Annotated in this window: 18 protein-coding genes; 15 read left to right on the top strand and 3 right to left on the bottom strand. The window is 53.9% G+C overall.

The features are described 5' to 3' along the window. Window positions 1–273 precede the first annotated feature (273 nt). The 8 genes from tig to ACX9GT_RS06055 all read left to right on the top strand — a co-directional run bounded on the left by tig (window position 274) and on the right by ACX9GT_RS06055 (window position 10,245). Window positions 274–1,578, top strand: coding sequence for a trigger factor (gene tig / locus ACX9GT_RS06020; protein ID WP_473190263.1), 1,305 nt, complete (start codon window positions 274–276; stop codon window positions 1,576–1,578). A gap of 410 nt (window positions 1,579–1,988) precedes the next feature. After that, on the top strand, window positions 1,989–2,612 hold the full coding sequence (clpP, locus tag ACX9GT_RS06025; RefSeq protein ID WP_021180167.1) for an ATP-dependent Clp endopeptidase proteolytic subunit ClpP: 624 nt from the start codon (window positions 1,989–1,991) through the stop codon (window positions 2,610–2,612). A gap of 162 nt (window positions 2,613–2,774) precedes the next feature. Further along, window positions 2,775–4,046 carry an ATP-dependent protease ATP-binding subunit ClpX gene (gene clpX / locus ACX9GT_RS06030; protein ID WP_473190264.1) on the top strand — a complete coding sequence of 424 codons (1,272 nt, stop codon included), beginning with the start codon at window positions 2,775–2,777 and terminating at the stop codon, window positions 4,044–4,046. Window positions 4,047–4,241: 195 nt separating this feature from the next. Continuing rightward, window positions 4,242–6,596: an endopeptidase La gene (gene lon / locus ACX9GT_RS06035; RefSeq protein WP_473190265.1), complete on the top strand. Its 2,355-nt coding sequence runs from the start codon at window positions 4,242–4,244 to the stop codon at window positions 6,594–6,596. Window positions 6,597–6,811: 215 nt separating this feature from the next. Beyond that, on the top strand, window positions 6,812–7,084 hold the full coding sequence (hupB, locus tag ACX9GT_RS06040; RefSeq protein WP_024913884.1) for a nucleoid-associated protein HU-beta: 273 nt from the start codon (window positions 6,812–6,814) through the stop codon (window positions 7,082–7,084). A 167-nt stretch (window positions 7,085–7,251) separates the two neighbouring features. Then, a complete protein-coding gene (gene ppiD / locus ACX9GT_RS06045; RefSeq protein WP_473190266.1) occupies window positions 7,252–9,135 on the top strand; it encodes a peptidylprolyl isomerase in 1,884 nt (627 codons plus the stop codon). Window positions 9,136–9,273: 138 nt separating this feature from the next. Next, a complete protein-coding gene (locus tag ACX9GT_RS06050; protein ID WP_473190267.1) occupies window positions 9,274–9,663 on the top strand; it encodes a ComEA family DNA-binding protein in 390 nt (129 codons plus the stop codon). Between the two features lie 168 nt (window positions 9,664–9,831). Beyond that, window positions 9,832–10,245, top strand: a complete 414-nt coding sequence (locus tag ACX9GT_RS06055) for a YbgC/FadM family acyl-CoA thioesterase (protein ID WP_473190268.1) — start codon at window positions 9,832–9,834, stop codon at window positions 10,243–10,245. Between the two features lie 54 nt (window positions 10,246–10,299). Here the strand turns inward: ACX9GT_RS06055 and queC are convergent, their stop codons facing one another. Both queC and ACX9GT_RS06065 read right to left on the bottom strand, forming a co-directional pair. Continuing rightward, window positions 10,300–10,998: a 7-cyano-7-deazaguanine synthase QueC gene (gene queC, locus ACX9GT_RS06060; protein ID WP_473190269.1), complete on the bottom strand. Its 699-nt coding sequence runs from the start codon at window positions 10,996–10,998 to the stop codon at window positions 10,300–10,302. A gap of 150 nt (window positions 10,999–11,148) precedes the next feature. After that, window positions 11,149–12,858 carry an SgrR family transcriptional regulator gene (locus ACX9GT_RS06065; RefSeq protein WP_473190270.1) on the bottom strand — a complete coding sequence of 570 codons (1,710 nt, stop codon included), beginning with the start codon at window positions 12,856–12,858 and terminating at the stop codon, window positions 11,149–11,151. Between the two features lie 144 nt (window positions 12,859–13,002). Between ACX9GT_RS06065 and cof the strand changes: the two genes are divergently transcribed. Then, complete coding sequence (gene cof / locus ACX9GT_RS06070; RefSeq protein WP_473190271.1) at window positions 13,003–13,821, top strand: HMP-PP phosphatase; 819 nt, start codon at window positions 13,003–13,005, stop codon at window positions 13,819–13,821. 54 nt (window positions 13,822–13,875) lie between these two features. Here cof and ACX9GT_RS06075 read toward each other — a convergent pair whose 3' ends face one another. Beyond that, window positions 13,876–14,916, bottom strand: coding sequence for a PLP-dependent cysteine synthase family protein (locus ACX9GT_RS06075; protein ID WP_473190272.1), 1,041 nt, complete (start codon window positions 14,914–14,916; stop codon window positions 13,876–13,878). 121 nt (window positions 14,917–15,037) lie between these two features. On the opposite strand from ACX9GT_RS06075, the gene ACX9GT_RS06080 reads away from it, so the two are divergent. The 6 genes from ACX9GT_RS06080 to amtB all read left to right on the top strand — a co-directional run bounded on the left by ACX9GT_RS06080 (window position 15,038) and on the right by amtB (window position 21,076). Further along, complete coding sequence (locus tag ACX9GT_RS06080; protein WP_248944693.1) at window positions 15,038–15,499, top strand: Lrp/AsnC family transcriptional regulator; 462 nt, start codon at window positions 15,038–15,040, stop codon at window positions 15,497–15,499. 90 nt (window positions 15,500–15,589) lie between these two features. Beyond that, the gene (locus tag ACX9GT_RS06085) at window positions 15,590–17,365 is read left to right on the top strand and encodes a SmdA family multidrug ABC transporter permease/ATP-binding protein (protein ID WP_473190273.1); all 1,776 of its coding nucleotides are present in this window, start codon (window positions 15,590–15,592) and stop codon (window positions 17,363–17,365) included. After that, on the top strand, window positions 17,358–19,136 hold the full coding sequence (locus ACX9GT_RS06090) for a SmdB family multidrug efflux ABC transporter permease/ATP-binding protein (protein ID WP_473190274.1): 1,779 nt from the start codon (window positions 17,358–17,360) through the stop codon (window positions 19,134–19,136). The genes ACX9GT_RS06085 and ACX9GT_RS06090 overlap by 8 nt, the downstream gene beginning before the upstream one ends. Beyond that, the gene (locus ACX9GT_RS06095; protein ID WP_473190275.1) at window positions 19,114–19,296 is read left to right on the top strand and encodes a hypothetical protein; all 183 of its coding nucleotides are present in this window, start codon (window positions 19,114–19,116) and stop codon (window positions 19,294–19,296) included. Before ACX9GT_RS06090 ends, ACX9GT_RS06095 begins: the two co-directional genes overlap by 23 nt. A gap of 118 nt (window positions 19,297–19,414) precedes the next feature. Continuing rightward, complete coding sequence (gene glnK, locus ACX9GT_RS06100; RefSeq protein ID WP_002208627.1) at window positions 19,415–19,753, top strand: P-II family nitrogen regulator; 339 nt, start codon at window positions 19,415–19,417, stop codon at window positions 19,751–19,753. A gap of 36 nt (window positions 19,754–19,789) precedes the next feature. Further along, window positions 19,790–21,076: an ammonium transporter AmtB gene (gene amtB, locus ACX9GT_RS06105; RefSeq protein ID WP_473190276.1), complete on the top strand. Its 1,287-nt coding sequence runs from the start codon at window positions 19,790–19,792 to the stop codon at window positions 21,074–21,076. Window positions 21,077–21,110 lie beyond the last annotated feature (34 nt).

Here is a 21,110-nt window from a genome sequence, read left to right on the forward strand (position 1 = left end):
TTTTTGACGACGACAAAGCCGATGTGGAATGCAGCTCCGATGGTCTTGGTTCGACGCTATTTTGGCGAAAACCGGCAAAAGTGTGATTTTTAACGCACCAGTACCGCCTTGCCATCCTCGACTCGCTACGCATGCGCCGCTATAATGTCGCGTCTTATTTTTCCGGAATGGTTTCGGGCACTTCTGACATCAGGGAACTCGGTTCTGTAATGTAGCCGTCCTGGTTCTTGGAACGGAGTTGACCGAGCACTGTGATTTTTTTGAGGTAACAAGATGCAAGTTTCAGTAGAAACCACTCAAGGCCTTGGGCGCCGTATCTCTATTACTGTACCCGCTGATGTTATCAAGCAAGCGGTGAAGAAAGAGCTGATCAACGCAGCGAAAAGCGTGCGTATCGACGGTTTCCGTAAAGGCAAAGTGCCGATGAACATCGTTGAACAGCGTTATGGTGCTTCAGTTCGTCAGGATGTGTTGGGCGAACTGATGCAGCGCAACTTTGTTGACGCCATCATCAAAGAAAAAATTAACCCGGCTGGTGCACCAAACTATGTACCGGGCGATTATAAAGAAGGCGAAGATTTCGCTTTCGCGGTTGAGTTCGAAGTGTATCCAGAAGTTGAGCTGAAAGGCCTGGAAAACATCGAAGTTGAAAAGCCAGTTGTTGACGTTAACGATGCTGATGTTGACACCATGCTGGACACCCTGCGCAAGCAGCAGGCAACCTGGAAAGAGACCGATCGTGCAGTCACTGCTGAAGATCGTGTGACCGTTGATTTCTCCGGTTCTATCGATGGCGAAGAGTTTGAAGGCGGTAAAGCGTCTGATTTCGTGCTGGCGATGGGTCAGGGTCGTATGATCCCAGGCTTTGAAGAGGGTCTGGTTGGGCACAAAGCGGGTGAAGAGTTCACCATTGACGTTAACTTCCCAGAAGATTACCACGCAGAAAACCTGAAAGGTAAAGCGGCCAAGTTTGCTATCGTGCTGAAGAAAGTTGAAGAGCGCGAACTGCCAGAATTGACTGAAGAATTCATCAAACGTTTCGGCGTGGCTGATGGTTCTATCGCAGGTCTGCGTGCTGAAGTGCGTAAAAACATGGAGCGCGAGCTGAAAGGCGCCGTGCGTAACCGCATCAAGTCTCAGGCTATCGACGGCCTGGTCAGCGCTAACGAAATCGACGTACCTGCTGCGCTGATCGACGGCGAAATCGACGTTCTGCGTCGTCAGGCTGCACAGCGTTTCGGCGGTAATGAGAAGCAAGCGCTGGAACTGCCACGTGAACTGTTCGAAGAGCAGGCTAAACGTCGCGTTGTTGTCGGCCTGCTGCTGGGCGAGGTGATCAGCACCAACGAGCTGAAAGCTGACGAAGATCGCGTGAAAGCCCTGATCGAAGAAATGGCCTCCGCTTACGAAGATCCAAGTGAAGTGATCGAGTTCTACAGCAAAAACAAAGAGCTGATGAACAACATGCGTAACGTGGCTCTGGAAGAACAAGCGGTTGAAGCCCTGCTGGCAAAAGCGAAAGTGTCTGAAAAAACCACCACTTTCAGCGAACTGATGAACCAGCCTCAACAGGCGTAATGCCGGTTGAACGTAGGGGCGCAACCTGTTGTGCCTATGGTGCTAGCGTGTTGGCACCCTACGTTGTGAAAAGCCCGTAACCCCGGTTACGGGCTTTTCTTTTGCCACGTGACTGATTAATCTCAGGTTCACTGTGGCAATATGCACTATATTTATTTTGTTATGGGTTACAGATGGCGGCGGAAAGCCTGTCGTCGTAGCCTTGCCACACAGGGATGCCGGTGAAAATAGTTCACCGGGCTTGAAATTCTGTCTGTGGCCCCAACTTCTACAACAGCATGAGCTGTTTTGATGATCACGCCGTCAGGTGAGCGTGGAGTCTGTCTTTTGCTTGAGCGTAGTCATGGTGAGCGTTCTCAAGTAGAATCGACGGACAATGGCGCCAAGGCAATTTCTATTAGGAGACGGTAATGTCATACAGTGGCGAACGAGATCAATTTGCACCTAACATGGCTCTGGTGCCAATGGTGGTAGAGCAGACTTCACGCGGGGAGCGTTCTTACGATATTTATTCCCGCCTGCTGAAAGAGCGTATTATCTTCCTGACCGGTCAGGTAGAAGATCATATGGCTAATCTGATCGTGGCGCAGATGTTGTTCCTCGAAGCAGAAAGCCCGGAAAAAGACATTTTCCTGTATATCAACTCACCGGGTGGCGTGATTACTGCGGGCATGTCAATTTATGACACCATGCAGTTTATCAAACCGGACGTTAGCACCATCTGTATGGGCCAGGCGTGCTCAATGGGCTCGTTCCTGTTGACCGCAGGTACTAAAGGCAAGCGTTTCTGCCTGCCGAATTCACGAGTGATGATTCACCAGCCGCTGGGCGGTTATCAGGGGCAGGCGACGGACATTGAAATCCATGCGCGCGAAATCCTCAAGGTGAAGGCCCGCATGAATGAGCTGATGGCGCAGCATACCGGCCAATCGCTGGAGCAGATCGAACGCGATACCGAGCGCGATCGCTTTATGACCGCAGAAGAATCGGTAGAATACGGTCTGGTAGACAGTATTCTGACGCACCGCAGCTAGAACCACGCGGCTGGCGAAGTATAAGTGCGAGCCGATAGACTATAGTATTCAGAGTGAGCTACGCTCGCTCTGAACAGTATTATCGGCGTTCCCGGTATGAAGTTTGGATGCACTGCCGCCGTAAATTCCTGCGGGACAAAGACAAAATAAGAGGTTTTACTCATGACAGATAAGCGCAAAGACGGTTCAGGAAAGTTGCTGTACTGCTCTTTCTGCGGCAAAAGCCAGCATGAAGTGCGTAAGCTGATTGCCGGGCCGTCAGTGTATATCTGCGATGAATGTGTTGATCTGTGTAACGACATTATTCGCGAAGAGATTAAAGAAGTTGCCCCGCATCGCGAGCGCAACTCATTGCCAACGCCGCACGAAATCCGCCATCATCTGGACGATTATGTCATTGGTCAGGAACAGGCGAAGAAAGTCTTGGCGGTGGCGGTGTACAACCACTATAAGCGCTTGCGCAATGGTGATAGCAGTAACGGCATCGAATTAGGCAAAAGTAATATTCTGCTGATTGGCCCGACCGGTAGCGGTAAAACCCTGCTGGCAGAAACCCTGGCACGCCTTCTGGATGTGCCTTTCACCATGGCCGATGCCACCACGCTGACCGAAGCCGGTTATGTGGGTGAGGACGTGGAGAATATTATCCAGAAACTGTTGCAGAAATGTGACTATGACGTGCAGAAAGCCCAGCGCGGTATTGTCTACATCGATGAAATCGATAAGATTTCCCGCAAGTCAGACAACCCTTCCATCACCCGCGACGTATCGGGTGAAGGCGTGCAGCAGGCACTGTTGAAGCTGATCGAAGGCACCATTGCCGCTGTGCCGCCACAGGGTGGGCGTAAGCATCCGCAGCAGGAGTTCTTGCAGGTTGATACCTCCAAGATCCTGTTTATCTGTGGCGGAGCTTTTGCTGGCCTGGATAAAGTGATCGGCCAGCGGGTGAATACCGGTACCGGTATTGGCTTTGGTGCCACCGTTAAGGGGGAATCAGAAAAAGCGACCGAAGGCGAACTGTTGTTGCAGGCTGAACCGGAAGATTTGATTAAATTTGGTTTGATCCCGGAATTTATCGGCCGTCTGCCAGTGGTTGCAACGCTGAGCGAACTGAGCGAAGAGGCGCTGATCCAGATCCTGAAAGAGCCGAAAAATGCCCTGACGAAACAGTATCAGGCGTTGTTCAATCTGGAAGGTGTGGAACTGGAGTTCCGCGATGAAGCGCTGAACGCCATTGCCAAGAAAGCCATGACGCGTAAAACCGGGGCTCGCGGCCTGCGTTCGATTGTTGAAGGCGCACTGCTGGACACCATGTATGACCTGCCGTCGTTGGAGAGCGTGGACAAAGTGGTGATCGACGAGTCGGTGATCTCTGGCCATTCCAAACCGTTGCTGATTTACGGTAAACCGGAAGCACAGGCATCTGGTGAATAATTAGCCAGTCAAACCAGAAAGTTATTAGCAAAATGGGGGATTTTATCCCCCATTTCTTTTTCCATACATTCTTGCCGTTGAATGTAAGAGATTCATCCCCATATACTCATAATCCAGATTTTGTGAAACGTTTGATGCTGGCGTCTCATGAGATTCCCCCTCAACCTGGCGGAAATTAAACTAAGAGAGAGCTCTATGAACCCTGAGCGTTCCGAACGCATTGAAATTCCCGTTCTGCCATTGCGCGACGTGGTGGTTTATCCGCACATGGTGATCCCGTTATTTGTTGGCCGGGAAAAATCGATTCGGTGCCTCGAATCCGCAATGGATCACGATAAAAAGATCATGCTGGTGGCACAGAAAGAGGCCTCAACGGATGAACCTGGCATTAACGATTTATTCTCTGTCGGTACCGTAGCGTCGATTTTGCAGATGCTGAAGCTGCCGGATGGCACGGTGAAAGTGCTGGTCGAAGGCTTGCAGCGTGCGCGCATTACTACGTTGTCCGACAGCGGTGAGCACTTTGCTGCCAAGGCAGAATACCTTGAGTCACCCGCGATCGATGAGCGTGAGCAAGAAGTTCTGGTGCGTACCGCAATCAATCAGTTTGAAGGCTACATCAAGCTGAATAAAAAAATTCCACCGGAGGTGCTGACGTCATTGAACAGCATCGACGATGCTGCGCGCCTGGCGGATACCATCGCTGCGCATATGCCGCTGAAACTCAGCGACAAGCAGTCGGTGCTGGAGATGTTCGACATCACCGAACGTCTTGAATACCTGATGGCGATGATGGAGTCGGAGATCGACCTGTTGCAGGTTGAAAAGCGCATCCGTAACCGCGTCAAGAAGCAGATGGAAAAAAGCCAGCGCGAGTACTATCTGAATGAGCAGATGAAGGCCATTCAGAAAGAATTGGGCGAAATGGATGATACGCCAGACGAGCATGAAGCGCTGAAGCGTAAGGTCGAAGCGGCAAAAATGCCGAAAGAAGCACGTGAAAAGACCGAAGCGGAACTGCAAAAGCTGAAAATGATGTCGCCAATGTCAGCGGAAGCCACCGTGGTGCGCGGCTATATCGATTGGATGTTGCAGGTACCGTGGAATGCGCGCAGCAAGGTGAAAAAAGACCTGGTCAAGGCGCAGGAAGTGCTCGATACCGATCACTACGGCCTGGAGCGTGTCAAAGACCGTATCCTCGAGTATCTCGCAGTACAGAGCCGCGTCAGCAAAATCAAAGGCCCGATTCTGTGCCTGGTTGGGCCTCCGGGCGTGGGTAAAACCTCGTTGGGGCAATCGATCGCCCGTGCCACCGGCCGTCAGTACGTGCGTATGGCGTTGGGCGGCGTGCGTGACGAAGCGGAAATCCGTGGTCACCGTCGGACTTACATCGGCTCTATGCCGGGTAAACTGATCCAGAAAATGGCCAAAGTCGGGGTGAAAAACCCGCTGTTCCTGCTGGATGAGATCGACAAGATGTCCTCTGACATGCGCGGAGATCCGGCTTCTGCCCTGTTGGAAGTGCTGGATCCAGAACAGAACGTGGCGTTTAACGATCACTATCTGGAAGTGGATTACGATCTGTCTGACGTGATGTTCGTTGCGACGTCGAATTCGATGAACATCCCGGCACCGCTGCTGGACCGTATGGAAGTGATCCGTCTTTCTGGTTATACCGAAGACGAAAAGCTGAACATCGCCAAACAGCACCTGTTGCCGAAGCAGCTTGAGCGTAATGCGCTGAAAAAAGGTGAACTGACGGTTGATGATAGCGCCATTACCGGCATTATCCGTTATTACACCCGCGAGGCCGGGGTGCGTAGCCTGGAGCGTGAAATCTCCAAGCTGTGTCGTAAAGCGGTGAAATCGCTGTTGATGGATAAAACGCTCAAGCACATTGAGATTAATGGCGATAATCTGAAAGATTACCTGGGCGTTCAGCGTGTCGACTACGGGCGTGCCGATACGGAAAACCGCGTGGGCCAGGTTACCGGTCTGGCATGGACGGAAGTGGGCGGCGATCTGCTGACCATTGAAACCGCCTGTGTGCCGGGCAAAGGCAAGCTGACCTACACCGGTTCTTTGGGTGAGGTGATGCAAGAGTCCATCCAGGCTGCATTGACCGTAGTGCGTGCTCGCGCCGAGAAACTGGGCATTAATGCGGATTTCTACGAAAAACGCGACATCCACGTGCACGTTCCGGAAGGGGCAACGCCGAAAGATGGCCCAAGCGCAGGTATTGCTATGTGTACCGCTTTGGTGTCCTGCCTGACCGGCAATCCGGTGCGTGCCGATGTGGCGATGACCGGTGAGATCACGCTGCGTGGTCTGGTATTGCCGATTGGCGGCCTGAAAGAGAAGCTGCTGGCGGCACACCGTGGCGGTATCAAAACCGTGCTGATTCCTTACGAGAATAAGCGCGATCTGGAAGAGATTCCGGATAACGTCATTGCTGACCTGGAGATTCACCCGGTGCAGAAAATTGATGAAGTTTTGAACATTGCGTTGCAGAACCCGGCCTTCGGCGCACTGCCTGTCGCAGTAAAATAGTGACGGATCGCAAAAACCATTGATAAAACTTATGCTGGCAAGCCATTTCGGACTTGCCAGTATTTTTTTGTGCCGCTAAGTTAGATCCCTGTCGTGCCACGTTTCGCCGCTGTTTGGTGGCTTGCCAAGGCTCGACAGGATTGATATAACAGCTGCGCTGTCGCAGCCGTAGGGATTTTCCGGTGCGACGTTTGAATTCTAGAGGGGATGATAGAGTGAATAAGTCACAACTGATCGACAAAATTGCCGCAGGCGCTGATATTTCTAAAGCGGCAGCCGGGCGTGCTTTAGATGCAATTATTGCATCCGTTACCGAATCCTTGAAAGAAGGGGATGATGTAGCTCTGGTTGGTTTCGGTTCTTTCACCGTGCGTGAGCGTTCAGCTCGTACCGGCCGTAACCCACAAACCGGTAAAGAAATCAAAATTGCGGCAGCCAAAGTTCCGGCATTCCGTGCAGGGAAAGCGTTGAAAGACGCCGTAAACTGATTACCGCGTCTAAACGAATAGCAACACATAAACAATCACCTGACGCAGCGGTGCTGGTGAGGTAAGATACAAGGCGCATCAGATTGATGCGCTTTTTTATTTTTGTCGCAGGGAACGCGCCTGCACAAGGGTTTTTAATCCACATCACAGCGGAGTGTTGTCACACTATGATGGACAATTTACGCGCGGCTGCTAACAACATCGTGCTAAAAATCATCCTGGGCCTGATCATTTTGTCATTTGTTCTGACAGGGGTAGGCGGCTACCTGACCGGTGGTTCCGGCGATTATGCAGCGAAAGTCAATGGGCAGACGATCGAGCGTGCTCAACTGGAGCAGGCTTTCCAGAGTGAACGCAGTCGTATGCAGCAGCAATTGGGTGACCAGTTTTCCGCATTGGCGGGCAACGAAGGTTACATGCAGCAACTGCGCCATCAGGTGCTGTCACAGTTGATCGATAACTCGCTGCTCGATCAGTATGCCAAAAAGCTAGGCCTGAACGTGAGTGACGAGCAGGTGAAGGACGCCATCCGCAAGGCGCCTTATTTCCAGACTGATGGCCAGTTCGATAACGCCAAATATCTCGATCTGATTAGCCGTATGGGGTACAGCGCCGACAACTATGCGCAATCCATGCGCCAGCAGCTGATTAACCAGCAGATGCTCCAGGGCTTTGGCGGTTCCGGCTTTGTGCTGCCTTCCGAGTCTCAAGCCATGTCAGCGCTGATGTTGCAAGAGCGTGATGTGCGCTTGGCGACGATCGACCTGAAAGCATTACAGGCCAAGCAGACCGTCACAGGCGATGAGCTGAAAGCGTATTACGAGCAGAACAAGAACAGCTTTATCGCACCAGAAAAGGTGAAGGTGAGCTTTATCGCGCTGGATGCTACGGCGCTGCAAGATAAAGTTACCGTCAGCGAAGCGGATATCAGTGCCTATTACGACCAGCATCAGAGCAATTACGGCCAGCCGGAGCGTAGAAATTACAGCGTGATCCAGCTGAAAACCGAAGCGGATGCCAAGGCGGTTCTGGATGAGCTGAAAAAAGGCGCTGACTTTGCCACGCTGGCGAAAGAGAAGTCTACCGACATCATTTCACGCCGTGACGGTGGTGTACTGGGTTGGCTCGAGCCGGAAACCACCGCTGACGAACTGAAGCAGGCCAATCTGGCCGAGAAAGGTCAAGTGTCTGGCGTGGTGAAATCTTCCGTGGGTTACCTGATTGTCCGTTTGAACGACATCAAACCGGCAGTAGTGAAACCATTAAGTGAAGTGCATGACGCCATCACCAAGCAGGTGAAGCAGGAAAAAGCGGTCGATGCCTACTATGCATTGCAGCAGAAGGTGAGCGAAGCGGCGACCAGCGATAACGAGTCGCTGGCCTCTGCGGAAGAAGCCGCCGGTGCCAAGGCCGTGCAAACCGACTGGTTTACCCGTGATAATGTCCCGGCAGCGCTGAATTTCAAACCGGTCGTGCAGTCAATCTTCGACGGTTCATTGATTGGTGAGAATGGTTCACCGGGCAGTAACTCAGATGTGATCACCGTAGACGGTGACCGTGCATTTGTTATCCGCGTCACAGGCCACCAGCCAGAAGGCATTGAGCCTTTCGACAAGGTGCAAGATCGCGTTACTGAGATGGTGAAGCGCAACAAAGCGTTGCAGGAAGCGAAACTGCAGGGTGAGAAGTTATTGGTTGCACTGCAACAGGGTAAAGGCGATGACGCGATGAAAGCGGCTGGCCTGAGCTTTGGCAGCGTGCAGAAAATGACGCGCAATTCAGAAGAGCGCCAACTGGTGGAAACCGTATTCTCATTGCCTCATCCGCAGGATGGCAAATCAGTTTATGGCATGTCGCAGGATCGCCAGGACAACGTAGTGTTGATCGCGTTGGATACGGTGCGGCCTGGAACGTTATCGGCAGATGAAATGAAGACCTTCGTCAGCAAAATGGAAGAGAGTGCGACGGGTATTGCCCTCGATTCACTGCTGTCTAATCTGCGTAAAGAAGCCAAAATCACCATGGGTGCGGCAGAGCAACAACCTCAATAAGCGCCGCATTTCTCTGCAACAAAATGTAATTCACAAAGGCCGCTTTCGCGGCCTTTTCCACATTTAACATCTGCCATTTGCTGAATATTTGCCGCTGCGGCAAGGTAGCCTCGCTGTTAAACATAAGGAGGATACAGCATGCAACTCAACGAAAATAAAGCGATTATCCGTTTCTCTCATTCCGCAAAACTTCTGTTGGCGGCGGCCTTGTTCAGCCTAATGGGGGCATCGGCAATCGCCGCAGAGAAAACGCCACCAGAGCCGCAACCGGTGGTTCAGAGCCCGCCCAAAGTCGAGCGGCAGGCTGCCGTTGAAACGCCCTCCGAAGGCGAGGCAACGGTCAATATCAACGAAGCGGATGCCGAAGAACTTGCCAGCATATTGAATGGCGTTGGGATGAAAAAAGCAGAGGCTATCGTGCGGTATCGGGAACAGAACGGCCCCTTTACTCAGGTTGAACAACTACAGGAGGTGCCAGGAATCGGGCCAACGTTATTGGAAAAGAATCGTGCTCGGCTGAAAATGTGATCCCGATCGCGGCTGCGTGGCAAAGTGCGCAGGCAGCCGCTTTCCTCTGCTACATTCTACAGGTCGTACCAGTTTCATCGTCGATGAAGAGGATAAACTCGAACTTACCAGGGCGCGATGCGCCCGTGTTAACCCATGATCACCAGAGGCAGGAGCGATCGTTTCACTATGCACACCTATATTAAAGTTCGTGGTTACCATCTTGATTTTTATCAGCATGTTAACAATGCCCGCTATCTGGAGTTTCTGGAGGAGGCGCGTTGGGAATGGTTGGAAAATCTGGATGCGTTTCACTGGATGACGCAAAACAATATCGCGTTCATCGTAGTGAACATCAATATTAATTACCGCAAACCGGCGGTGCTGGGTGACAAGCTGCGCATCGACAGCCAAATGCAGCAACTGAACGGCAAGAGCGGAGTATTGAGCCAGCAGGTGACGCTGGAACCTGAGGGAACACCGGTAGCGGATGCAACACTGACGTTTGTCTGTGTCGATCTCAAGACTCAAAAGGCATTGCCGATCGAAGGAGAACTGCGCGAGCATTTAATGGCGTTGCAGCAGAAAGATATGCAGGGCTGATGTCGTGATCCACCACATTGTGTGGGCAGCAGACCTGCCGCCCACAAACCCGCGTTAAACCAGCCCGGTTTTCTGCTTCACACTGTCCATGACCGTGGTTTTATCCTGTAGGTACTGATGCAAGCCGTTAGCCCGCAGGTGGCAAGCCGCACACTCGCCGCAACCGTCACCTTGCACGCCGTTATAACAGCTCAGGGTATCTTGGCGGACAAGTTCTAACTGCTGGTAATAATCGGCCAGTGCCCAGGTTTCGGCCTTGTTGAGCCACATCAACGGCGTTTCAAAGCGGATATCGCGTGCGATACCCAACACCACAGCATGATTCAGCGCTTTAACGAATTCGTCACGGCAGTCCGGGTAACCGGAGAAATCAGTCTCACACACCCCGGTTATCACGGCTTCCGCTTCCACCTGATAGGCATAAATCGCCGCCAGCGTCAGGAACAGGATGTTGCGCCCTGGTACAAAGGTGCTGGGTAGCGCGTCTTTCTGCGTACTGTCGAAGGCGGGAACCGGGATGCTATCGCGAGTCAGGCTGCTGATCGCCAGCTCATTGAGTAATCCCACATCCAGCACTTTGTGTGCTTTAGCGCCCAATCGTTGGGCCAAGTTCTTGGCAATATCGATTTCGGCACGATGGCGCTGGCCGTAATCGAATGTGATGCAGTGAACTTCATCGTACTGTTGCAATGCCTGAATTAAGCAGGTCGTGGAGTCTTGTCCACCGCTAAAAACGACGACTGCGCGTTTCATAGAATCAACCTTCTGTAGATGAGCCATTCCCGATGTACATTCGGGCGGCCGGTTTATCCCTTCCGTGAGCAGTTGGCATCACAGAAGAGCGAATAACATTTGCGGTGGCGATGGTAGCAGATTGGGCGTAGCTACCCTAGAGCAAAGCTATCACCCGTTATCCGCCAACGGTGGTGGTAACCAGGCCTGGCAAAAGTCGAACCAGCCGTGAGCGGTGAGGGTTACCCCCTGAATACGAGGTGGTGCGCTGACCTGATATTGATAATGAAACAGCGGCGTCAATATTGCTGCTTTCATCAACTGCTGGTAATAGGTTTTCAACAGGTCGTAGCGCTGTTGCTGATTCGGAAACTGCTGAATATGGCGCAAAACCTGCTGTTGGTGCTGCCAGTTCTCCTCGGTCAGAATACCTTGCCAGAGCACATCACGGCGTAACCAGCTTTCCAGCGTGGCTTCCGGTGCTTCACCAATCAGGTTATCTGCCAGCAACAGATCGGCCTGTGCCAGTTGTTCGGTGCTTTGCCAGCGTTTATCGGGGCAATAATGTATCTCCAACTCACAACCTTGTTCCGCCAGCAACTGTTGCAAAGCCTGTGTCAGCGTTTCAAGCTCGACGGGGGGGCGATAAAGCAAGGTTAGCCTGGCGGGCAGCGTGACCTTTTCTACCTGATGCGCGGGGATCGCCCATCCAGGCAGCATTTCATGGCTTGGGGTGATCACGCTATTGGGGATTGGCAGGTTAGCCAGCAACCCCGAGCGCTGGATCAGCATCAACAGCTTTTGCCCTTGGGCTTCGCTGAGTCCCCCTCGCCGCTGGTTGAGAGCCAAGTAGCACCAACCCAGGCTCATGCTGCGTTGTACCGGCCGCGCCTGCGCCAATTCCTCCTGTTGGCCGATGGTTATCCGCACCGGATGCTGGCAACTGGTGTCATTACCACTGGTGAGCAAATCTGGCGTGATCCAATACTCGATGCTTTCCAGATAAGGGTGTTGCAGATGGTAGTAAGGGTGCTGCTCCAACCGCACCATTTGCGGATCATTCAAGGCCAGTTTGAACGGCCCTGCGCCGATCATCGGGTATTCTGGATGGGTCATCAGACAGGGTAATTCTGCCAGCCGGTGTGCCAGCCAGTAATCCGGCGTATGCAGATCGAATTGAATACACAGCGCATGTGGCAAGCTGATGGTTTCCACACTGCTCAATAATGGTTGGCTACGCGGGTGCTGATGCAGTTTGCTCAGCGTTTGCAGCAATTGCTGGCCGGTCAGGGGCTCCCCGTTATGCCAGCGCAACTGGCTGCGCAGAAAGAACTGCCAGTGCAAACCGTCCTCACTGATCTGCCAATGATGCGCCAAATCTGGCTGGGGCTGCGGGCTGCCGGTGTTGAAGCGGGTCAAGCCAGCATACAGGGTGGCGACTAAATGTTGTTCGGCCCGGCCGCTTAACGTGAGTGGATCGAGTTTTTCCAATGTGCGGTAATAGGGGATACGCAGCGTAGGGCTGCCTTCCTGCCATTGGCCACCAAGATGCGGGCTCAACAGTTCCTGCAAGTGCTGGGGGGCAAGCTGCGCCATTTCCAGAGCACCCTGATGATCGCCGATCTGCAACAGGCGTTGCAGATGGGTGGCACGCAATTCATCAGGCGTTTTCAGGCATTGCAGTTGCGCACGTTTACCGCGCCCGGCTTGGGAATGCCAACTCAGCCAGCCCTGTTCTTGCAGTTGTTGTACCAGCGTACGCGCATGACGTTCGCTGCAATAAAACATCGCCGCCAGTTCTGCGACGGTGATGCCCACCGGCGTGCTACCGAGCTGTTGATACAGGCGTTGATACTGGCTGAGGCGATGAACCAGACGCATAGCAATATCCTTTATCTTTCAAGCCGTAACTTGATTATAAATCCGGAAGTATTTTCCTGAATTGTTCACTATTACTTCCGTAAATACCATCCCATACTGTTGCGATTATCATAGTGCTCACCTGACAGTCTTTGAGAGGTTTTTATGTATCGTCTGGCTGCTTTCGATATGGATGGTACTTTGCTGACGCCCGATCACCGGGTTGGGCCGGAAACGCTGGCCGCGTTGAATCAGCTAATCGACAGAAACATGGTGGTGACTTTTGCCACCGGGCGGCATTATCTGGATGCGCAACCGATCATGGCGCAGCTTGGCTTGCAGGGGTATCTCATTACCGGCAACGGCACGCGCGTCTATGACCAACAGGGGCAGCAATTGCATGCCACGGATTTGCCTGCCGACGTTGCCGAAGAGGTTTTGCAGACCCACTGGCAGACCCCAGCCAGCACGCATGTATTCCGCGATGAAGGCTGGCTGACCGATCAGGCGCTGCCGGAGATGTTGGCGGCTCATCATCTCAGCGGTTTTCATTTCCAACTGACCGACTTGCGGCGTTTGCCTGCGTTAGGTAACAGCAAAGTCTGTTTCTGCGGCCCCCATGAAGCCTTAATCGAATTGCAGGTGCAACTGCACGCGCATTTTGCGGGGCGTGTTGATTTATGTTTCTCAGCTTACGAATGTCTTGAAGTGTTGCCGTTGGGCTGCAACAAAGGCTCCGCGCTGGAAAAGCTGAGCGGCCATCTGGGCCTGACGTTGGCAGATTGCATGGCGTTTGGCGATGCGATGAATGACAAAGAAATGTTGGCCAGCGTGGGTCACGGCGTGGTGATGGGTAACGCCTTGCCACAGTTGAAGTCGCAACTTCCTGACCTTCCGGTTATCGGCCACTGCGAAAAGCAGGCGGTGGCTCACTATTTGCAACATTGGCTGCGTTCACCACGCTCCCCCTATACCCCCGTATAAAGGAGCCTTTTACAGCCAGCCGGGTAGACTACCCGGCTTTTTTATTCTCTTCGCTTAAAGGTCGGCCAGTTGCGCCAAATAAGGCGTTAAATCACCGATATTATTGCTGACCCACTCAGGGTTGTAGTAAGTATCCAGATAGCGTTCCCCGCTGTCGCACAGCAGAGTGACAATTGCCCCTTGTTCGCCTTTTTCGCGCATTTGCTTTGCCAGTTGCAGCGCGCCCCAAACGTTGGTACCAGTAGAAGCACCGACTTTACGGGCCAAGACTTTTTCCAGCCAGTGAATGGTGGCCACGCTGGCGGCATCCGGCACGCGCAACATGCTATCGATCACCGAAGAGATGAATGAGGGCTCGGCGCGTGGGCGGCCAATGCCTTCGATACGGCTGCCACAGCTGCCGATAATGGTGCGATCGCCATGGTGGAAACAGTCGTAGAACACCGAGTTTTCCGGATCGACCACGGTAAGTTGCGTATCGTGCCCTTGGTAACGAATATAGCGCCCCAGCGTGGCGGAGGTGCCGCCGGTACCGGCGCTCATCACGATATGTTTGGGAATGGGGTAGGGTTCACGCGCCATCTGGCGGAAAATGCTGTCGGCGATATTGTTATTGCCACGCCAGTCGGTGGCGCGTTCGGCGAAGGTAAACTGATCCATATAATGGCCGTTCAACTCTTGCGCCAACTGCTCTGAAACAGCGTAAATCTGCGCTGCATGATCGACGAAATGGCAGCGTCCACCGTAGAACGCGATCTGCTCCACTTTGCGGCGTGCGGTGCAGGAGGGCATCACGGCGATAAACGGCAGGCCGATCAACCGGGCGAAATAGGCTTCGGATACCGCGGTACTGCCGGAAGAGGCTTCAATAATGGGGGTGTCTTGGTTGATCCAGCCGTTACACAGCCCGTAAAGGAATAGCGAACGTGCCAGACGGTGTTTCAGGCTGCCGGTGGGATGGGTGCTTTCATCTTTCAGATACAGGCAGATGCCGGGAAACTCCGGCAGGTTCAGGCGTATTAAGTGCGTGTCGGCGGAGCGCTGAAAATCCGCTTCTATTTCACCGATAGCATATTTTACCCAAGCGTTTGTCATGGTTGGTTCTCAGAATAGGGGGGCTTATTGACGAGTAGCATAGCGTTTCACCGGGAAAAAAGGATTGCCATTTTTCCTGTTTAATCGCCTAATAGGAGAAAAATTTTCTCCGGATTGGGCTATGTTGGACAAAACAGACCGCAAATTGCTGTGTATGCTGCAACAAGACTGTACGCAATCGCTACAGGTTCTGGCCGAAGCGGTGAACCTGACCTCAACCCCTTGCTGGAAACGGCTGAAAAGGCTGGAGGATGAGGGCTATATTCGCGCACGCGTCGCGCTGCTGGATAATGAAAAGCTCGGGCTTGGGCTGACGGCGTTTGTCCTGATTAAAACCCAGCAGCACAGCAGCGAGTGGTATCAGAAGTTTGTTGAGCTGACGGCGCAGATGCCAGAGGTGCTGGCATTTTACCGCATGGCGGGGGAATACGATTACCTGATGCAGGTCGAAGTAGCAGACATGAAAAGTTATGACAATTTCTACAAGCGCCTGGTGACCGGCGTGCCGGGGTTAATCGATGTGACTTCCAGCTTCGCGATGGAAAAAATCAAATACACCACCGCACTGCCGGTGCCGGAGTGAAAAGTTCACCAAGTAGCCGCTTTACCGGTGCTATTCTATGCCGCTAAGGCAAAAAAGAGAAAAACCATTACCCTTCTGGAATAAAACTGCGTGAGATTATTTGCTCAAATCGGCTGGTACTTCCGCCGCGAGTGGCGCCGCTACCTTGGCGCGGTGCTGCTGCTGATCATTATCGCCATTCTGCAACTGCTGCCGCCTAAACTGGTGGGGATCATTGTGGATGGCGTGACCGGCAAACAGATGTCTACCCGCGTGCTGCTGGCCTGGCTGGGGCTGATGCTCGGCACCGCGATCCTGGTTTATCTGCTGCGCTATGTGTGGCGGGTGCTGCTGTTTGGTGCGTCTTATCAGTTAGCGGTAGAACTGCGTGAGAATTTCTATCGCCAGCTCAGCCGCCAGAGTCCGGCTTTTTACCTGCGGCATCGTACCGGCGATCTGATGGCGCGGGCCACCAATGACGTCGATCGCGTGGTGTTTGCCGCCGGTGAGGGCGTGCTGACGCTGGTGGATTCGATGGTGATGGGCTTGGTGGTATTACTGGTGATGAGCACGCAGATCAGTTGGCAACTGACGCTGCTTTCGCTGATCCCGATGCCGATTATGGCCATTGCCATCAAGCACTATGGCGATCAACTGCATGAGCGCTTTAAATCGGCGCAGGCGGCGTTCTCCAGCCTGAACGATCAGGCGCAGGAAAGTATGACCAGCATCCGCATGATCAAAGCCTTTGGGCTGGAAGATCATCAATCCAGGCAGTTTGCCGAGGTGGCAGCGCAGACCGGTGCGAAAAATATGCACGTAGCGCGCGTTGACGCACGTTTCAATCCCACCATTTATATTGCTATCGGCGCTTCCAACCTGCTGGCGATCGGCGGTGGCAGTTGGATGGTGGTCAACGGTTCACTCACCCTTGGGCAACTCACCAGTTTTGTAATGTATCTCGGCCTGATGATCTGGCCGATGCTGGCGTTGGCATGGATGTTCAATATCGTTGAGCGCGGCAGCGCGGCCTATAGCCGCATCCGCAGCCTGCTGGAAGAAGCTCCGGCGGTGAAAGACGGCGAGCTTGAATTGCCCGCCGGGCGCGGCAAACTGGCGGTAGAGATTAACGCTTTCCACTACCCGGAAACCAGCAAGCCAGCGCTGCATGACGTAGCGTTGCAGCTGCAACCGGGGCAAATGCTTGGCCTGTGCGGGCCGACCGGCGCGGGGAAATCGACGCTGTTGGCCTTGATCCAGCGTCAGTTTGATATCGATGATGGGCAAATCAGTTACCACGGCCTGCCGCTCACCCAGATCAAGCTCGATCAATGGCGTTCACGCCTGTCGGTGGTCAGCCAGACGCCGTTCCTGTTCTCTGACAGCGTGGCCAATAACATTGCCCTTGGTAACCCTGCGGCCACGCAGGAGCAGATCGAGCAGGCCGCACGCCTGGCCAGCGTGCATGAAGACATTCTGCGTTTGCCGCAGGGGTATGAAACCGAAGTGGGCGAGCGTGGCGTGATGCTGTCCGGCGGTCAGAAACAGCGTATTTCCATTGCGCGAGCGCTGCTGCTGGAGGCGGAGATCCTGATCCTTGACGACGCGCTTTCGGCGGTGGACGGTCGCACAGAACATCAGATCCTGCATAACCTGCGCAGTTGGGGGCAAAACCGCACGGTGATCATCAGCGCACACCGCCTTTCTGCCCTGACCGAAGCCAGCGAAATCCTGGTGTTGCAGCAGGGTACGGTAACCCAGCGTGGGCAGCATGGGGGATTGGCGGCACAGCCTGGCTGGTATCGCGATATGTATCGTTACCAGCAACTGGAAGCGGCGTTGGACGAAGCCCCGGAAAGCGCTGAGGAGGCGTTGGCTGATGAGTAAGATGCAAAAGATCTGGCCAACGCTGAAGCGGTTGCTGGCTTACGGTTCGCCTTACCGTAAGCCGCTGGGGCTGGCGGTGTTGATGCTGTGGATCGCCGCAACTGCGGAAGTCGCCGGGCCAATCCTGATCGGCTATTTCATTGATAACTATGTTGCCAAAGGGCAACTGCCGCTAATGGTGGTCAGCGGGCTGGCAGTGGCTTATATCTTGCTCGAGCTGCTGGCTGCCACGCTACAGTATTTCCAGGCCCTGCTGTTTAATCGGGCTGCGGTGGGCGTGGTGCAGCGCTTGCGGACTGACGTGATGGATGCGGCGCTGCGCCAGCCGCTGAGCGCCTTTGATACCCAACCGGTCGGGCAATTGATATCGCGAGTCACCAACGATACCGAGGTGATTAAAGATCTGTATGTGATGGTGGTGGCCACCGTGCTGAAAAGCGCGGCGCTGATCGGTGCGATGTTGATAGCGATGTTCAGCCTCGACTGGCGCATGGCGCTGGTGGCTGTCTGCATCTTCCCGGCGGTGCTGGTGGTGATGTGGATCTATCAATACTACAGCACGCCGATTGTGCGCCGGGTACGCAGCTATCTGGCGGATATTAATGATGGCTTTAATGAAGTGATCAGCGGCATGGGGGTGATCCAGCAATTCCGCCAGCAAATACGTTTTGGTGAACGTATGAGCGCCGCCAGCCGTTCACACTATATTGCGCGTATGCAGACGCTGCGTTTGGACGGTTTCCTGCTGCGGCCACTGCTCAGCCTGTTTTCGGCGCTGGTGTTGTGCGGGTTGCTGATGCTGTTTGGTTTCAGCGGTGAAGGGGTGATTGGCGTGGGCGTCCTGTATGCCTTTATCAACTATCTTGGCCGTTTGAATGAGCCGCTGATTGAACTGACTTCGCAGCAGTCGATACTGCAACAGGCGGTAGTGGCCGGTGAACGCATTTTTGAATTGATGGATCGCAGCCAGCAGAGCTATGGGGCAGACGATCGCCCATTGGAAAGCGGCCGCATCGAGATTGACGATCTGAGTTTTGCCTATCGCGATGAGCAAAAGGTGTTGCAGCATATTTCGCTGACCGTACCATCACGCGGTTTTGTGGCGCTGGTCGGGCATACCGGCAGCGGCAAGAGCACCTTGGCGAACCTGCTGATGGGCTACTATCCGGTGAACAGCGGCGAAGTGCGGGTTGATGGGCGCCCATTGTCCACGCTTTCACATCGCACCTTGCGCCAAGGTATTGCCATGGTGCAACAGGATCCGGTGGTGGTCGCCGAGTCGGTGCTGGCGAACGTGACGCTGGGCCGTAACATCAGCGAAGAAGCCGTGTGGCAGGCGCTGGAAGCGGTACAGCTGGCGGAACTGGTGCGTTCATTCCCGCAGGGGATCCAGACGCGCCTTGGCGAGCAGGGCAATAATCTTTCCGTCGGCCAGAAACAGTTGCTGGCGATGGCGCGCGTGTTGGTGCAGGCTCCGCAGATCCTGATCCTGGATGAAGCCACGGCCAATATCGATTCAGGCACCGAACAGGCGATCCAGCGTGCATTGCGGCTGATCCGTGAGCACACCACGCTGGTGGTGATTGCTCACCGTCTTTCCACCATTGTTGAGGCTGACTCGATTCTGGTGTTGCATCGCGGCCATGCGGTGGAGCAGGGGAATCATCAGCAACTGCTGGCGCAACAGGGCCGTTATTACCAGATGTATCAGTTGCAACTGGCCGGTGAAGAACTGGCTGCTGCCACGCATGAGGAAACTCAACCGGCATAAGGTTGCCCGCCAGCGCGTGCCGCTGGCGGGGGTTCCTGATTTCTCGCACCACCAACAGGCATTCTTTCCTTCTTCCTCCTGCTTACTGCACTTTTTCAACGCGCTATGCACCACAATGGTGCGTAATAAGCCATCAGCGATTCGCACCACCGCCCATTGATGACCTAGACAGCTTGTAATGAGTCGAATTCGTATACGAAATCATTTATGGCATAGCCTTTGCTTGGTAAGACTCGTACCGGGGGTGAGTTTTTGGGCTTAATTCGTGGAGAGGCAATATGAAGCTGGTTACCGTGGTGATTAAACCATTCAAGTTAGAGGACGTGCGTGAAGCCCTATCCTCTGTAGGTATTCAGGGGTTGACCGTAACTGAAGTCAAAGGGTTTGGTCGCCAGAAAGGTCATGCAGAGCTTTACCGCGGGGCCGAATACAGCGTCAACTTCTTGCCTAAAGTCAAAATCGATATTGCTATCGCCGACGACCAGTTAGATGAAGTGATTGATGTGATCAGCAAAGCAGCCTACACCGGCAAAATTGGCGATGGCAAAATTTTCGTTGCCGAATTGCAACGTGTCATTCGTATTCGCACCGGCGAGACAGACGAAGCCGCACTGTAATCACAGGCTCAGTAAAGTAAACGGGGATGGTTAATAATGAAAAAACTTTTATCCATGTTGGGCCTGAGTACGGTAGCCATGGTTCCTTCTTTGGCGCTGGCCGCTCCGGCGGTGGCAGACAAAGCTGACAACGCTTTCATGATGATTTGCACCGCCTTGGTGTTGTTCATGACCTTGCCGGGCGTCGCTTTGTTTTACGGTGGTTTGTTGCGCGCCAAGAACGTGCTCTCCATGCTGACACAGGTCACCGTGACCTTTGCCTTGGTGTGCGTGCTGTGGGTGCTGTATGGCTACAGTTTTGCCTTCAGCGAAGGGAATGCCTTCTTTGGCGGCTTCCAGACGGTGATGCTGAAAGGGATCGGTATTGACAGCGTAACCGGCACCTTTAGCCAGATGATCCATGTAGCGTTCCAGGCTTCCTTTGCCTGTATTACCGTGGCGCTGGTGGTGGGGGGCTTTGCCGAGCGTATCCGCTTCTCCGCCGTAGTGATTTTTGCCGCTATCTGGTTCACCATTTCCTACCTGCCGATTGCGCACATGGTATGGGGCGGTGGTTTACTGGCAAGCGACGGTGCGCTGGACTTTGCCGGTGGTACGGTAGTGCATATCAACGCTGCCAGCGCGGGGCTGGTCGGTGCTTACTTGCTGGGTAAACGTGCCGGTTTTGGCAAAGAAGCGTTTAAACCGCACAACTTGCCAATGGTGTTTACCGGGGCCTCTATCCTGTATATCGGTTGGTTTGGTTTCAATGCGGGTTCTGCCAGCGCGGCCAACGGCATTGCCGCCCTGGCGTTCCTGAACACCGTGATAGCGACGGCGGGTGCGATCCTCTCCTGGACCTTCGCCGAGTGGATCCTGCGCGGCAAGCCTTCTCTGTTAGGAGCCTGTTCTGGGTGTATCGCGGGGCTGGTAGCGATTACGCCAGCGGCGGGAACTGTCGGTGTGGGCGGGGCATTGATTATCGGCCTGGTAGGCGGTGTGGCTGGCCTGTGGGGCGTGGTGACACTGAAGAAATGGCTGAAAGTTGACGATACCTGTGATGTGTTTGGGGTCCACGGCGTATGCGGTATCGTGGGCTGCCTGTTGACCGGCGTGTTTACGGCTTCTTCACTCGGTGGTACGGGCTACGCTGCTGGCGTTACCATGGCGCATCAGATGTGGATCCAGTTGCTGAGCGTGGTGATTACCCTGGTGTGGTCAAGCGTTGCGGCGTTTATTGCCTTCAAAGTGGCGGGTGCAGTAGTTGGGCTGCGTGTGCCGGAAGAGCAAGAGCGCGAAGGCCTGGACGTCAACAGTCACGGCGAGAATGCCTACAACCAGTAAGTTTGGCAAGGGCAGTCGGCTAAATTATCACTGA

The sequence above is a fragment of the Serratia sp. YWN4 genome (genome assembly GCF_055790845.1).

Excerpts from the sequence above, each read along its gene's own strand:
- ACX9GT_RS06090 (WP_473190274.1), top strand. The coding sequence starts at position 17,358 with ATGAGTAAGATGCAAAAGATCTGGCCAACGCTGAAGCGGTTGCTGGCT.
- cof (WP_473190271.1), top strand. The coding sequence starts at position 13,003 with ATGTATCGTCTGGCTGCTTTCGATATGGATGGTACTTTGCTGACGCCC.
- amtB (WP_473190276.1), top strand. The coding sequence starts at position 19,790 with ATGAAAAAACTTTTATCCATGTTGGGCCTGAGTACGGTAGCCATGGTT.
- ACX9GT_RS06080 (WP_248944693.1), top strand. The coding sequence starts at position 15,038 with ATGTTGGACAAAACAGACCGCAAATTGCTGTGTATGCTGCAACAAGAC.
- clpP (WP_021180167.1), top strand. The coding sequence starts at position 1,989 with ATGTCATACAGTGGCGAACGAGATCAATTTGCACCTAACATGGCTCTG.
- tig (WP_473190263.1), top strand. The coding sequence starts at position 274 with ATGCAAGTTTCAGTAGAAACCACTCAAGGCCTTGGGCGCCGTATCTCT.
- glnK (WP_002208627.1), top strand. The coding sequence starts at position 19,415 with ATGAAGCTGGTTACCGTGGTGATTAAACCATTCAAGTTAGAGGACGTG.
- queC (WP_473190269.1), bottom strand. The coding sequence starts at position 10,998 with ATGAAACGCGCAGTCGTCGTTTTTAGCGGTGGACAAGACTCCACGACC.
- ACX9GT_RS06065 (WP_473190270.1), bottom strand. The coding sequence starts at position 12,858 with ATGCGTCTGGTTCATCGCCTCAGCCAGTATCAACGCCTGTATCAACAG.
- ppiD (WP_473190266.1), top strand. The coding sequence starts at position 7,252 with ATGATGGACAATTTACGCGCGGCTGCTAACAACATCGTGCTAAAAATC.
- ACX9GT_RS06055 (WP_473190268.1), top strand. The coding sequence starts at position 9,832 with ATGCACACCTATATTAAAGTTCGTGGTTACCATCTTGATTTTTATCAG.
- lon (WP_473190265.1), top strand. The coding sequence starts at position 4,242 with ATGAACCCTGAGCGTTCCGAACGCATTGAAATTCCCGTTCTGCCATTG.
- clpX (WP_473190264.1), top strand. The coding sequence starts at position 2,775 with ATGACAGATAAGCGCAAAGACGGTTCAGGAAAGTTGCTGTACTGCTCT.
- ACX9GT_RS06095 (WP_473190275.1), top strand. The coding sequence starts at position 19,114 with ATGAGGAAACTCAACCGGCATAAGGTTGCCCGCCAGCGCGTGCCGCTG.
- ACX9GT_RS06075 (WP_473190272.1), bottom strand. The coding sequence starts at position 14,916 with ATGACAAACGCTTGGGTAAAATATGCTATCGGTGAAATAGAAGCGGAT.
- ACX9GT_RS06050 (WP_473190267.1), top strand. The coding sequence starts at position 9,274 with ATGCAACTCAACGAAAATAAAGCGATTATCCGTTTCTCTCATTCCGCA.